13 protein-coding genes are annotated in these 12,933 nt (G+C 38.2%); 4 read left to right on the top strand and 9 right to left on the bottom strand.

Annotated features, from left to right (window positions below):
- Positions 1–201: 201 nt before the first annotated feature.
- The 3 genes from NZ519_06665 to NZ519_06675 form a co-directional block, all read right to left on the bottom strand.
- Positions 202–1,638, bottom strand: a complete 1,437-nt coding sequence (locus NZ519_06665) for an FAD-dependent oxidoreductase (GenBank protein ID MCS7028434.1) — start codon at positions 1,636–1,638, stop codon at positions 202–204.
- Between the two features lie 96 nt (positions 1,639–1,734).
- A complete protein-coding gene (locus tag NZ519_06670; protein ID MCS7028435.1) occupies positions 1,735–2,586 on the bottom strand; it encodes a polysaccharide deacetylase family protein in 852 nt (283 codons plus the stop codon).
- An 18-nt stretch (positions 2,587–2,604) separates the two neighbouring features.
- Positions 2,605–3,549: an ADP-ribosylglycohydrolase family protein gene (locus NZ519_06675; GenBank protein MCS7028436.1), complete on the bottom strand. Its 945-nt coding sequence runs from the start codon at positions 3,547–3,549 to the stop codon at positions 2,605–2,607.
- 424 nt (positions 3,550–3,973) lie between these two features.
- Between NZ519_06675 and NZ519_06680 the strand changes: the two genes are divergently transcribed.
- Together NZ519_06680 and fumC are read left to right on the top strand one after the other, a co-directional pair.
- Positions 3,974–4,948 carry an arginase gene (locus NZ519_06680; protein MCS7028437.1) on the top strand — a complete coding sequence of 325 codons (975 nt, stop codon included), beginning with the start codon at positions 3,974–3,976 and terminating at the stop codon, positions 4,946–4,948.
- Between the two features lie 78 nt (positions 4,949–5,026).
- Positions 5,027–6,424: a class II fumarate hydratase gene (gene fumC, locus NZ519_06685; GenBank protein MCS7028438.1), complete on the top strand. Its 1,398-nt coding sequence runs from the start codon at positions 5,027–5,029 to the stop codon at positions 6,422–6,424.
- A 59-nt stretch (positions 6,425–6,483) separates the two neighbouring features.
- Here the strand turns inward: fumC and NZ519_06690 are convergent, their stop codons facing one another.
- Both NZ519_06690 and NZ519_06695 read right to left on the bottom strand, forming a co-directional pair.
- Entirely contained in the window at positions 6,484–6,654 is a 171-nt protein-coding gene (locus tag NZ519_06690) for a hypothetical protein (GenBank protein MCS7028439.1), read from the bottom strand.
- A gap of 67 nt (positions 6,655–6,721) precedes the next feature.
- Positions 6,722–6,913 (bottom strand): hypothetical protein, encoded by a 192-nt coding sequence (locus NZ519_06695; GenBank protein ID MCS7028440.1) that lies wholly within the window; start codon positions 6,911–6,913, stop codon positions 6,722–6,724.
- Positions 6,914–7,048: 135 nt separating this feature from the next.
- Here NZ519_06695 and NZ519_06700 point away from each other — a divergent pair, with 135 nt between their 5' ends.
- Complete coding sequence (locus tag NZ519_06700; GenBank protein ID MCS7028441.1) at positions 7,049–8,767, top strand: peptide MFS transporter; 1,719 nt, start codon at positions 7,049–7,051, stop codon at positions 8,765–8,767.
- Positions 8,768–8,777: 10 nt separating this feature from the next.
- Complete coding sequence (locus NZ519_06705; protein ID MCS7028442.1) at positions 8,778–10,724, top strand: glycosyltransferase family 2 protein; 1,947 nt, start codon at positions 8,778–8,780, stop codon at positions 10,722–10,724.
- A 202-nt stretch (positions 10,725–10,926) separates the two neighbouring features.
- Here the strand turns inward: NZ519_06705 and NZ519_06710 are convergent, their stop codons facing one another.
- From NZ519_06710 to NZ519_06725, 4 genes are all read right to left on the bottom strand, one after another.
- Positions 10,927–11,451: a DUF4920 domain-containing protein gene (locus tag NZ519_06710; GenBank protein ID MCS7028443.1), complete on the bottom strand. Its 525-nt coding sequence runs from the start codon at positions 11,449–11,451 to the stop codon at positions 10,927–10,929.
- A gap of 91 nt (positions 11,452–11,542) precedes the next feature.
- The gene (rpsG, locus tag NZ519_06715; GenBank protein ID MCS7028444.1) at positions 11,543–12,010 is read right to left on the bottom strand and encodes a 30S ribosomal protein S7; all 468 of its coding nucleotides are present in this window, start codon (positions 12,008–12,010) and stop codon (positions 11,543–11,545) included.
- A 2-nt stretch (positions 12,011–12,012) separates the two neighbouring features.
- Positions 12,013–12,432 (bottom strand): 30S ribosomal protein S12, encoded by a 420-nt coding sequence (rpsL, locus tag NZ519_06720; GenBank protein ID MCS7028445.1) that lies wholly within the window; start codon positions 12,430–12,432, stop codon positions 12,013–12,015.
- Positions 12,433–12,475: 43 nt separating this feature from the next.
- The gene (locus NZ519_06725) at positions 12,476–12,697 is read right to left on the bottom strand and encodes a hypothetical protein (GenBank protein ID MCS7028446.1); all 222 of its coding nucleotides are present in this window, start codon (positions 12,695–12,697) and stop codon (positions 12,476–12,478) included.
- Positions 12,698–12,933: the final 236 nt, after the last annotated feature.

Consider the following 12,933-nt stretch of genomic DNA (forward strand, 5'->3'; position numbering starts at 1 on the left):
GTTAGCGAAGCACCGAAGCGAAGCGCAGTGCGGAATGCCCCGACCCTTGCGTCAGCAAGGGGCACGCCCAAAAAAATCAAATCATCTTATTATAGTAGTATTCTATTTCGTTTTCCATTATGAAAAGTAGATAGCAGATAAGTCCCCACAAATACACGACACTGCAAAAAGTTACTTTTGAAAAGTAATTATTTTCGGTTTTTACTCTTTGACTAATCCTGTTTTGGTAATTACAGTTTTCTCTTGATACATATCGTAATCTGTGTTGATAGCCCATAAATCATGTTGAGCGACATTAAGGACATTTTCTGCTGCTTTTATGCCCATCATAATACTATGGTCTTGGTTATTATACTTATATGAGCCATATCTACCTATGGCATACAAGTTAGTGATGCTGCTAACATACTCCTGAATGGGCGCTAAAACAGATTTGTAATTCTTAAAATACACAGGATAAGACCGATGCAATTTGATCGCTTTACCTGCTAATATTTCCACATTTTCAGGCACTAATCCCGTTTGGCGCAACTCCTTTGAAGCTAATTCAATCAAACTTTCTTGGCTTAAATTCCACAATGCATCTTGGTCGTAGCACCAGTATTCCATGCATAAAACAGAACTTTTTTCATTGCCGTACAAAGTAGGCAGCCAATTTCTAAAATTTGTAATTCTACCTGTTTGTAGTTCATTATCATGAATGTATATCCATTGGTCAGGAAAAAGGTTGTCGCTATTTACGTTAAGGTAGACCAAAATGGTATTTCTGTACCTCAATTGAGCTACTTTATTTCGGATTTCTTGTGAAATTTGAGGAATTTGTGTCACTAATACCGAAAGCGGCATAGAAGAGATAACTACATCAGCAGGAACAAACGTTTGATTATGTAAATACACCCCTTTAACTTTATCTTGTTCTATTTTTATGCTTTGGACAGGAGTTTGTAAGTGTATTTTTGCCCCCATTGCTTCACATCTTTTTTGCATCTCTTGATAAACGTATCCTGTTCCATATTTAGGATAAGCAAACTCATCTACTAACGTTTTATGCTTTTTATTATCTATCAGGTTGATGGCATTGAGAATAGCTTCGGATAAAGAGAGCTTCTTAATCCTTTGCATTGCAAAATCAGCGTCTAATTCATGGCAAGGTATGCCCCACAGCTTTTCCGTATAGTGTTTGAAAAATATATTGAACAAGCGTTTACCAAATTTTTGCGTTACCCAGCCTTCAAAAGTGTTGGTATCTTGCTTATGTAAGCCTATTTTATGCGGAAGGTAACTAGCTACACAGCGAATAGCTTCCCAAGCACCTAAATTTTTAAGAGCGTTAATGGGTTTAAGAGGATAGTAAAAAAATTTTTTATTGTAGTAGATGCGTGTCAAGCGTTTAACCATATCATACTCTTGACCTACTATCTCCAGCCACAGTTGATTGACTTGCGCATCATTGGAAAAAAATCTATGAGGACCTAAATCTACAATTTGGTTCCATAATTTAAGCGAGGTACTCATGCCCCCCACGTAGCTGTTGGCTTCATATACCTCAATGCTCTGTATACCTTTGCCTATGTGCTTTGCTAATTGATAAGTAGCCGTCAAACCTGCTGGTCCTGCACCTATAACTACTACTTTCATGTAGAATTAAAAATCCAAGTAAAAAGTGAAAATGTGCTAAATCCCTTTTGGGGCAAAAATACTAAAATACCTCTAATAGCCCTTACTTAAAACAACCTACTTCCATTTATACAAAAATCTCCGCCATAAATATCTTTTTCTTTCTTTTTGCCATGTATTTTGGACAGGTGTATAGCGGGGAATCAGGTCATCCAACTTTGTGTAAGGCAGCATAGTGAAAATTCCCTTGACTTGGTTTTTTTTAAGTACCTCAATAGTACGCAAATTAAAGTCCTTCAATGTACCATTAGGAAGCACGAAGTAGTTATGATGCAAGTTAATATGATTTTTTTGAGCAAAAAGTATGTTTTGCGTGATTTCATTATGGAGAATACTTTCAGGTAAAGCTGTCAAAATGTAGTGTGAGTAGGTATGAGAAACAAAGCTTACATTTTGAAGTTTTTTCAATTCCTGCACATTAGCAATTCCAAAAAAAATATGCTCTATCTCTGAATAGTTTTGTGGAATTGCTTGTGTATTTAGCCACTGTTCAAGAGCAAATATATCATACTTAAATTTTTCAATCATTTGTATTCGCTCTTGTTCGGTTTTACCTTGCTGTATACCGTAGTACCATACTTTATCAAACCACTGCCAAGTGTTATTTTCTATACATCTGCCATTTATAGCCATTACAAAAGGAATATTTTCAGATTTGAGCAAAGGATAAGCATATTCAATGTTATTGTAATATCCATCATCAAATGTAAGGAGTACTGTGCGTTCGCTAGGGCTGATTTTAGCATATTCTAACTCTTGCAAGCTAATGAACGCAAAATTTTCTTGATACAGACTTTCTATAAAGCATAAAAACGTGGAGTACGGCGTACAAAGACTTTTCCAATAATACGGATGATTGACATATTGGTCGGGAATGATTTTGTGAAAAGTTAAAACAAGGGGATACATTTTCTAAAAATTATTCGACTATGGGATATTGTACTTGTTGCTTAGCTGTTCAGCAATAGCAAAAATTTTATCTTTACGAGCTAGTTGCTCAATCCACTGTACAGGAATGCTTTCTAAACCGTAGTATAAGCCTGCTATACCCCCTGTAATAGATGCAATTGTATCCGTATCATCACCTAAATTAACGGCTTGTAGTACAGCTTCTTTATATGTATCCGTTTGCATAAAACACCAAATTACTGCTTCTAGTGTATCTACTACGTAAGCGCTACTACGAATTTGGTCTACGTCAAAGGATGTAATGTTTTGCCGAAGCAGGCGATCATAGTGGCTTATTTCAGTATTTGGCACTTGCTTTTGTTGTAAAAACGAAGGAATTTCTTTTTGAAGCAAATTGTAAATAGTTTGTTTATCCTTTCCCTGCAAAATGTACCTTGCAAATTCCAAGTAGTAAAAACAAGCAATTATAGAACGAATATGTCTATGAGTAATTCCTGAAACCTCTGCTGTATAGTGATAACGTTCTTCAATAGTTTTGTCGTGAATAAAAAATAGTAGAGGGAGAGTACGCATTAAAGACCCATTTCCATTTGAGTATTCTTCATCATTTCCTGATAGCTGTGCAGGTTGACCTTGTTTTAGCTTCTGTATGGCTTTTTCGGTAGTTACTCCTATATCAAAAACATTTCCTCTTGCGCTCCAATAGCCTTGGTCATACCATTTTAAGAAATTGAGGGCAATTTTTTCAAGGTTATACTCATTGACTAAAACTTCGGCTAAGCACATACTTAGGGAAGTGTCGTCAGAAAAAGTGCCTGGGGGCAAGTTGTATGTACCGTAGCCTATCATATCTTTGACGGGATTTTCTGCTAAATATCTACGAGATTTAAATTCCACAGGTACGCCTAAGGCATCGCCAACCGCTAGCCCTATCAAAGCACTTTGACAAAACTTTCGAGACATATAGCAAAGATAGTATTAAAATTCATTTAAGACTTTGAGCATCTTATGAGATTTTTCTGCACTAGTTATAGTAAGGATTTTATTTTTTTGGGCGTGCCCCTTGCTGCGCAAGGGTCGGGGCATTCCGCACTACGCTTCGCTTCGGTGCTTCGCTAACGCTTCGCACTGCCTAACGGCATGCTCCATGCCCCTCACGCAAGCAACCTGTGCCATTATGTCTTTACCTTGTTTAATCTGCAAACACAAGCCCTTTACAAGCTAAAACAAACAATATACGCTTGTTGTACAGCAAGTAAAAAATATTAGCAATCAGATTGCTTCAAGAAGAAAAAAGCTTACATATTAGAAACACATTTAAAATTTCATAATATTGACTAAAAGTAGTATATTGCAAAACCTGAAAGGTTCGGTTTGAGAACAAGGTATGCAAAAAAAGATAAAGTTGTTAAAGATTCCTTCCGAGTATGGTGCAGGTACACGCGGCGCGAGTTTAGGCATAGAAGCTTTGCGCATGGCTTCTATAATGCGAAAGTCAGATTTATTTAGCAAACTAGATACTAGCACAATCTCTGTACCTAAAAAAAACTTACTCAAGCGCCCTAAAAATAAAGTAGCTAAGTATAGTGGCGTAATTAGCAAGTTATACCTTAAAATAGCCGCTTCCGTTGCGCAAATAATATCTAACAGTCCCTTTTTATTCGTTTTATCTGGGGATCACTCTTGTGCAGGGGGCGTAATGGCAGGATTAGCCAAAGCCTTTCCCAATAAAACAATGGGAGTAATATGGATAGATGCACATGCAGATATACATTCCCCTTATACTACCCCTTCGGGGAATATTCATGGCATGCCTGTAGCTACGGCGTTAGGTTTTAGCCACAAGGAAATTAAGGTCAATGAAGTCAATCATAAAGTAGAAACCGATTGGCAAACTATGTGTTACGCTTCTGGAAGAAAGGGCATACTCAAACCTGAACATTTAGTATATATTGCTATTCGAGACACCGAACCAGAAGAAGATAATGTTATCGATGCATACAAAATAAAAAAATACGACACTCAAATGATCAGGCGAGTTACTATTGAAAATGTAGTTAAACAAACTATAGAATACCTATCACCTTGCGACTATTGGTATGTTTCTTTTGACGTAGACAGCTTAGATGACACAATTTCTCGCGGTACAGGTACACCTGCAGCCAATGGACTATTGATTGAAGAAGCACGGTACTTATTAAAAAAATTACTTGCGCATCCTAAAACAATCTGTTTGGAAATTGCAGAAATTAACCCATTACTCGATAACAAAAACCGTATGGCAGAAGTAGCTTTTGAATTGTTAGAAGACTGTTACAAAGTGGTCAAAAAGCGTATTTTTGGTGCATCCTTGCCACAATAAAATTTTTTGAACTCAAAGCAGATTTTATGTTATTCAAGTAAGTGTAAGTATATTTGAACTTAAATTGATGAGGCATTTATGGAGTATCGCATAGAAAAAGATACTATGGGACCTGTACAGGTCCCAGCGCATCGTTATTGGGGAGCGCAAACTCAACGTTCTGTACAAAATTTTACCATAGGTTTATCTCTTGGTCATAGAATGCCTAAACCTGTAATTTATGCCTTTGCCATTCTCAAAAAAGCTGCGGCTATAACAAATTACGAACTTGGCGTACTTCCAAAAGAAAAAATGGAGTGGATTAGCAAAGTATGCGATGAGATATTAGAAGGTAAATTAGACGATGAGTTTCCCTTAGTGATATGGCAAACAGGTTCAGGTACTCAAACCAACATGAACGTAAATGAAGTAATCGCCAACCGCGCCCATGTACTTGCTGGCGGCAAACTCACGGATGAAAAGAAAATTCTTCACCCTAATGATGACGTAAATAAGTCCCAAAGTTCTAATGACACTTATCCCACTGCTATGCACATTTGTGCCTATCAAATTACTGTGCAGCATACGATTCCTAAGATAAAAGCCCTTCGAGACACTTTGGCACAAAAATCCGAAGCTTTCAAAGACGTGGTCAAAATTGGTAGAACTCATTTAATGGACGCTACGCCTCTTACTTTGGGGCAAGAATTTTCAGGATATGTGTCGCAGCTTGACCACGCCATCAAAGCGATTGAAAAAGCTTTGGAGCATGTAGCAGAGTTAGCGCTAGGTGGTACTGCCGTAGGTACAGGTTTGAATGCCCCCAAAGGTTATGCTGAAAAAGTAGCTCAAAAAATTGCGGAACTTACAGGTCTACCTTTTCGCACAGCAGAAAACAAGTTTGAAGCTTTAGCTAGCCATGATGCCTTAGTGGAACTTTCAGGAGCTTTTAAGACTACTGCGGTAGCCTTGATGAAAATCGCAAATGATATTCGCCTACTAGCTTCTGGACCGCGCAGTGGTTTTGCTGAAATCCTTATCCCTGAAAATGAACCAGGCTCATCTATTATGCCAGGTAAGGTAAACCCCACACAAGCTGAAGCAATGACAATGGTTTGCGCGCAGGTAATTGGGAATGATACCGCCATTACAATTGGCGGCATGAACGGTCATTTTGAACTCAACGTGTTTAAGCCTGTTATCATTCACAACATTTTAGTTTCTGCTACGCTTTTGGGCGATGCTTGTGATAGCTTCAATAAAAATTGTGCGGTAGGTATAGAACCAAACTATCCTATGATTCAGAAACATTTAGAAAACTCTTTAATGTTAGTAACTGCGCTCAATCCGTATATTGGTTATGAAAACGCAGCTAAAATTGCAAAGAAAGCTCATAAAGAAAACAAAACTCTTCGCCAAGCAGCCATTGAGCTCAATTTGCTAACTAGCGAGCAGTTTGATCAATGGGTAGACGTTAAGAAAATGATTGGTAACTAATTGATACCATAGCAGATACGAATATATTAAAAAATAAAAAGTGCGGTATGTAGCTGCACTCAAAAGGCTGCATTTCGAAAAGTGTGCCAGGAATTGTCAGGTATTGTAGTAAATTTTATTTTTGAGAAGTTAGTTTTTTGGGCGTGCCCCTTGCTGCGCAAGGGTCGGGGCATTCCGCACTGCGCTTCGCTTCGGTACTTCGCTACGCTTCGTACTGCCCTGACGGGCATGCTCCATGCCCCTCACGCAGATGACCTAAGCAGTTATGTCTTTACCTTGTTTAAGCTTGAAGTACAACTACTTACAAGCTAAAACTTGGTATAAGAAACAAAAAAACGATGGTTTCAGAGATCCCTTGCGTGAGGCATGCGAAGGGTGGGCGTTAGCCCAGTGCGGAGCGAAGCGTAGCACCGAAGCGATAGCGTAGCCCGTAGCACGCCGACCTTGCCCATACAAGCGCAAGCGAAGTATGGGCAAGGGCACGCCCAAAAAACTAAAACTTAATCTTGACACTATTTTTCATGCAAAAAATCTATAACATCAACCACCTTGCTCATTAACTCATTTTGAACATCTTATCGTGTAGTTTATGCTTTTTGAACAATTATTGGTAGTTTTGTTTGCATGAATCAGCATAAGCATACATTTGACCTTGAAGCCCAGCAAATAGAGCAAGCAAATCCAAATTACAATGAACAAAATCGGCGCAAGCACCCCAAAGCCTTGCCTTTTTTATTTCTCACGGAAATGTGGGAACGCTTCGGATACTATTTAATTATTGCCATTTTTACTTTGTACCTCACTGCCTTACCTGAATCCAAAGGCATGGGCTTTGACCGAAAAACCGCATCCGATATTTACGGCACATTTATTGCGCTAGTCTATTTGACCCCCTTCTTGGGCGGACTTTTAGCAGATAGATTATTAGGCTACCGCTTGTCTATCATCATCGGCGGAATATTGATGGGTACAGGGTATATTCTGCTTTCTGTCAGAGATATTACAGTTTTTTACCTTGCCCTTGCTATAATTATACTTGGAAATGGCTTTTTTAAGCCAAATATTTCTACTTTGTTAGGCAACCTGTACTCCGAACCTCAATTCAAAGACAAAAAAGATGCAGGATATAACATTTTTTACATGGGAATTAACATTGGAGCTTTTTTATGTCCGTTTGTAGCTGCTTACATGCGATTAAAATACGGTTGGGGGCATGCTTTCATCGCCGCAGGCGTAGGTATGTTTTTGGGGATTATCATTTTTATGCTTGGATTAAAGCACTACAAAAGTGCAGATGTTCGCAAACCCCCTCGCCCTGATGATACCAAAAATTGGATAATTTTAGGCATAGTACTTTTAGTTAGTCTTATTTTGGGCTTATTCGGTTTTTATTTTAGAAAAATTACAGGTTTAGCCTTTCTTGGTGATTCTACTAACGCTTTTGTTTTTGCTGCCCTACCTGTTATTTTGTTTTACATTAACGTTTGGCTTACCGCAGATGAACATGAAAAAAGTCCATTAGCAGCTTTATTAGCCATATTCGGTGTAGTGATTATTTTTTGGGCAGTATTCAAACAAAATGGCACAGCACTTACTACTTGGTCTGAATTTTATACAGATAGAAGCATGCCCGCAGGGCTATCAAAATATGCCAAAGAAATAGGTCTGACGCAAGAAATCACAGCCAAAAAGGACTCTGTCCCTAAATACGATGCTCAATTTAGACCTGAAAAACAAAATGGAAAAATTGTCAAAGTATTTGGGCAGCATCCTTACTTAAATAATCTGCCATCCGAAAAACATCCTAAAGAAAATGAAACTTTACTTTTAGTGCCCACAGAACTTTTTCAAGCGGTCAATCCTTTTTGGGTAATTGTTTTAACGCCTGTAATTGTAAGTTTTTTTGCGTGGCTGCGCAAACGAAACAAAGAACCTAAAACGCCGACAAAAATTATGTATGGGTTACTTATCAGCGCGCTATCTACCTTGTGCATGGTAGCAGCCGTAAAAGTATGTGATAACGGAGCTACCAAAGCAGGTATGTCTTGGTTAATCCTCACTTACTTCGTAATTACCATTGGCGAATTGTGCCTTAGTCCGATGGGCTTATCTTTGGTATCTAAGCTAAGCCCTGCACGAGTAACAGGACTAATGATGGGCGGATGGTCTTTGGCTACTTCTTTGGGCAACAAACTTTCAGGTGTACTTGCTACTCTGTGGGATAATTATGACAACAAAGCAAATTTCTTTTTACTCAACACTATTTTGCTTTTATTTGCTACGGGCTTAATCTTGGTTTTGTTAAGATGGTTAAATAGAGTATTTACGCAGTATGTAGGATAAAAACAGCTTTATGAAGCTATTAAGCATCATTATTGTCAATTACAATGTGCAGTATTATTTGGAACAAGTGCTGCACAGCGTAAAAAAAGCCTGCTCAAATTTTCCAAAGGATAGCGTAGAAATATGGGTAGTAGATAATGCTTCTAAAGATGGCTCTGTAGAGATGCTTCAAAAAAAGTTTTCTGACATTCATTTGATTGTTAATAGTCAGAATGTTGGCTTTTCTAAGGCAAATAATCAAGCTATTGCACAAGCACAAGGTAAGTACGTTCTTCTATTAAATCCTGACACTATTTTGCAAGAGGACACATTAGAAAAGTGTATTGCTTTTATGGAGAGCCACCCCGAAGCAGGGGCATTAGGCGTAAAAATGATAGATGGAAAAGGAAAATTTTTACCTGAATCTAAACGTGGATTACCTACACCGCAGGTATCTATGTACAAGATGCTAGGTTTTCACAACTTCTTTCCAAAAAGTGCAAAATTTAATCGGTACTATTTGGGGCATCTTCCAAATGATCAAAATCATGAAGTTGAAGTATTGTCAGGGGCTTTTATGTTTATACGCAAAGCCGTATTGGATAAAATTGGCTATTTAGATGAAAATTTTTTTATGTACGGCGAAGACATCGATCTTTCCTATCGCATTACGTTAGCAGGATACAAAAACTACTATCTATCAGAAATGCAAATTCTGCACTACAAAGGGGAGAGTACCAAAAAAAGCAGTGTTAACTATGTAGTAGTATTTTATGATGCCATGCTTATTTTTGCCAAAAAGCACTTTGATAATCAATATTCTAAGCTTTTTAGAACATTTATCAAAACTGCTGTGTATGGGCGGGCTTTTTTGGCTTTATTACGGCGCTTTTGGGATAAGTTCGGATTAGCTATAATAGACCTGTTAGTAATGTTACTAGTAGTTTTGTTGGTCAAAGACTATTGGGAACGTAATCATCGTTGGATAGAAAAGCGATATCCTATTACATTTTATACTGTGGCTTTACCTGCGTATTTACTTATTTGGAGTAGCAGCTTATGGCTATCAGGATGCTATCAAAAGAAATATAAAATTAGCACTTTAATCAAAGCTATACTTACAGGAACAGTATTTATCGCCGCACTCACTTTCTTTTTTAAGCAATACGCATTTTCTCGGATGATTATTTTAATGAGCACATTAGGCGTAATTAGTGCCATAACTCTACTTCGATACCTTAGCGCATGGATAAAGTATAAAAGTTTTAAGATTTTAGAGAACGCCCCTATACATATAGGAGTAGTGGCTTCTGATGCCCACTATGAGCTTGTACGCGCTAAGTTTAGCCATTATACACAAAATGCCATTTGGATAGGAAATATTCTACCTTCTGGTCAGGATAAATTTATTGCTTTGCAAAACTGGGTAGAAATTTACCAAGTGGATGAGCTTATTTTTTATGCAGCAGATATGTCGTATGAAGACATACTTAATTACATGCAACAGCTAAGCAAAAATAGAATTAAATTTCACATTGTTCCGCCACAATCAGATTATTTAATAGGCAGTAATAGTGTTTTTACAGACAAAGACCCATTTCATTCTAAAATAGATTTTGCTTTGGAACACGTACAAAATAAAGTATTTAAGCGAGGGATAGAATTGCTAATGGTTATTTTTATTTTGTTGTTTAGTCCTGTTTTTTGGTTGATACAAAAGCAAAAAAAACATTTTTTTCGCAATATATGGGATGTTTTAATTGGCAAAAAGCATTTAGTAGGCTATAGCAGCCATGATAATCTAAAATTGCCTAAGTTGAAGCCAAGTTTGTTATCTACTGTAGATAAGCTTTCAGAAGCTGTACGAAAGAACATTCATTCTGAACAAAAATTTCGGTTAGATTATCGTTATGCTTTGCATTACACAGTTAGTCAGGATATAGAAATAGTCTTAAAGAACTTACATAGATTAGGATAATTTTTTGGGCGTGCCCTTGTGGGCAAAAGCCCACAAGGGCGGCGTGCTACGGGCTACGTGCGGAATGCCCCGACCCTTGCGCAGCAAGGGGCACACCCAAAAAATAAAACTATTCCTTACAAGTAGTAGCAAGTAAATCCACTTTGAAATGCTTTCAGGTTTACAATGTAGAAAGTTTTGAACAGCTTAAAAAGTGCATTTATTACTTTATCACTACTCCTTCTGCCACAAAACTAACGTTTATTTCAGGCTTTGTGATTTTCTTTATTTCTTCCTCTGATTTTCCTTCTTCTTTGGCTATTTTTCTCAATTCTTCTACCGTAGTCGTGTCATATTTAGCAATTCCTTTGAATATTGCCGTTTTACCTGCTGCATCTTTGGGCACAAAAAAGCCATAATCTTTGAAAGTAATATGCAAAGTATGTTTTTTGTCTTCACTTTGTACTTCCATCCAGCAGCCTTTATTTTGGCAAACATCGCTAATTTTACCTGTCAGCAGTGCATTTACTCCCTTTGGATTTTTTCTTAGTTCTTCAAAAACCGTTTCGAAGGGCTTAGCTCCCTCTGTGTTGATAACAGCACCGAAGTTGCCCGTAGAAGGTAGCTTGGCTACTGTGTCTTTTTTTTCAAGAGAATCTTTTTGCAGAGATTTCTTAGCCGATGTAGTACAACTGTATAGCAATACGGTGGCTAAAAAAGCCAATATAAATTGTGTGTGCCTTTTCATAGCCAGCAAAACTATAAAAAAACCTTATAAACCCAAAAAAACAAAAATGGGACGAAGCGTCCCATTTGCAAAGTTCTTTGGTTTAAGACTATTAAAAGCGGAAGTGTGCAAAAGCTTTGTTGGCTTCTGCCATTCGGTGAGTTTCTTCTTTTTTCTTTACTGCTGCACCTTCGTTTTTAGATGCTGCTATAATTTCAGCAGCCAACTTTTCTTCCATGCTTTTTTCATTGCGCTTGCGGGCATAAGTAATGAGCCACTTCATCCCTAAGGATACTCTGCGTTCAGGTCTAACCTCTGTGGGAACTTGAAAGTTTGCACCTCCCACACGCCTGCTTCTCACTTCAACCACAGGCATGATGTTGTTTAGTGCACGCTTGAATACCTCTAAGCCATCTTCACCAGACTTTTGGGTTACGATATCAATAGCTCTGTAAAATATTCTGTAAGCAATAGATTTCTTTCCTTCCCACATAAGGTTGTTGACGAACTTAGCTACCATTTCGTCATTGTATTTTGGGTCGGGTGCTATGTATCTTTTTCTAGGTTTTCCTTTTCTCATAATTATTTTTTACCTCCTTTTGCGGTAGTAGCTGCTGCGGCAGGTGTATTAGCTTTTGGTCGTTTTGTACCGTATTTTGAACGTCCTTGTTTTCTATCTTTTACTCCTGCGGTATCTAATGCACCGCGAATAATATGATAACGCACACCAGGTAAGTCTTTTACACGCCCCCCTCTGATTAACACAATTGAATGCTCTTGTAAGTTGTGCCCTTCCCCAGGAATGTAAGCAGTAACTTCGAACTTGTTTGTTAAACGAACACGTGCTACTTTTCTTTGGGCAGAGTTTGGCTTTTTAGGGGTAGTAATGTAAACACGCGTACAAACTCCCCGTTTTTGGGGACATCCTGTCATTGCAGGGGATTTACTCTTGTAACTCACCGGCTTACGTCCTAATCTTACTAACTGTTGTATAGTTGGCATTGCAAAATCAACTTTTTGAAACGGACTGCAAAACTAATAAGATTTAACAAACTGTCAAAGTATTTTTGCGTAAGAGTAGGTGAGTTAATAGAGTTAAACGCTCATTTTCAACAAGATAGGTAGGCAAAATTTGTTGTATATTTCTAAAAAGTGAGTTGATTTTTTTGGGCGTGCCCCTTGCTAACGCAAGGGTCGGGGCATTCCGCACTACGCTTTCGCTTCGGTACTTCGCTAACGCTTTGTACTGCCTAACGGCATGCTCCATGCCCCTCACGCAATTGACCTATGCAGTTATGTCTTTACCTTGTTTGAGCTTGAAGTACAATCACTTACAAACTAAAACTTTGCATAAATTACAGAGAAACGATAGTTTCAGAGTTCCCTTGCGTGAGGCATGCGAAGGGTGGGCGTTAGCCCAGTGCGTAGCGAAGCGTAGCACCGAAGCGATAGCGTAGCCCGTAGCACGCCGACCTTGCCCACACAAGCGCAAGCGAAGTGTGG

The sequence above is a fragment of the Bacteroidia bacterium genome, assembly GCA_025056095.1.
Taxonomy (GTDB): domain Bacteria; phylum Bacteroidota; class Bacteroidia; order JANWVE01; family JANWVE01; genus JANWVE01.

What these genes read in the sequence shown, in the direction of transcription:
- NZ519_06675 (MCS7028436.1), bottom strand. Translation starts at nt 3,549, where the DNA reads ATGTCTCGAAAGTTTTGTCAAAGTGCTTTGATAGGGCTAGCGGTTGGC.
- rpsG (MCS7028444.1), bottom strand. Translation starts at nt 12,010, where the DNA reads ATGAGAAAAGGAAAACCTAGAAAAAGATACATAGCACCCGACCCAAAA.
- fumC (MCS7028438.1), top strand. Translation starts at nt 5,027, where the DNA reads ATGGAGTATCGCATAGAAAAAGATACTATGGGACCTGTACAGGTCCCA.
- NZ519_06670 (MCS7028435.1), bottom strand. Translation starts at nt 2,586, where the DNA reads ATGTATCCCCTTGTTTTAACTTTTCACAAAATCATTCCCGACCAATAT.
- NZ519_06705 (MCS7028442.1), top strand. Translation starts at nt 8,778, where the DNA reads ATGAAGCTATTAAGCATCATTATTGTCAATTACAATGTGCAGTATTAT.
- NZ519_06680 (MCS7028437.1), top strand. Translation starts at nt 3,974, where the DNA reads ATGCAAAAAAAGATAAAGTTGTTAAAGATTCCTTCCGAGTATGGTGCA.
- NZ519_06700 (MCS7028441.1), top strand. Translation starts at nt 7,049, where the DNA reads ATGAATCAGCATAAGCATACATTTGACCTTGAAGCCCAGCAAATAGAG.
- NZ519_06665 (MCS7028434.1), bottom strand. Translation starts at nt 1,638, where the DNA reads ATGAAAGTAGTAGTTATAGGTGCAGGACCAGCAGGTTTGACGGCTACT.
- NZ519_06710 (MCS7028443.1), bottom strand. Translation starts at nt 11,451, where the DNA reads ATGAAAAGGCACACACAATTTATATTGGCTTTTTTAGCCACCGTATTG.
- NZ519_06690 (MCS7028439.1), bottom strand. Translation starts at nt 6,654, where the DNA reads ATGCCCGTCAGGGCAGTACGAAGCGTAGCGAAGTACCGAAGCGAAGCG.
- NZ519_06725 (MCS7028446.1), bottom strand. Translation starts at nt 12,697, where the DNA reads ATGGAGCATGCCGTTAGGCAGTACAAAGCGTTAGCGAAGTACCGAAGC.
- rpsL (MCS7028445.1), bottom strand. Translation starts at nt 12,432, where the DNA reads ATGCCAACTATACAACAGTTAGTAAGATTAGGACGTAAGCCGGTGAGT.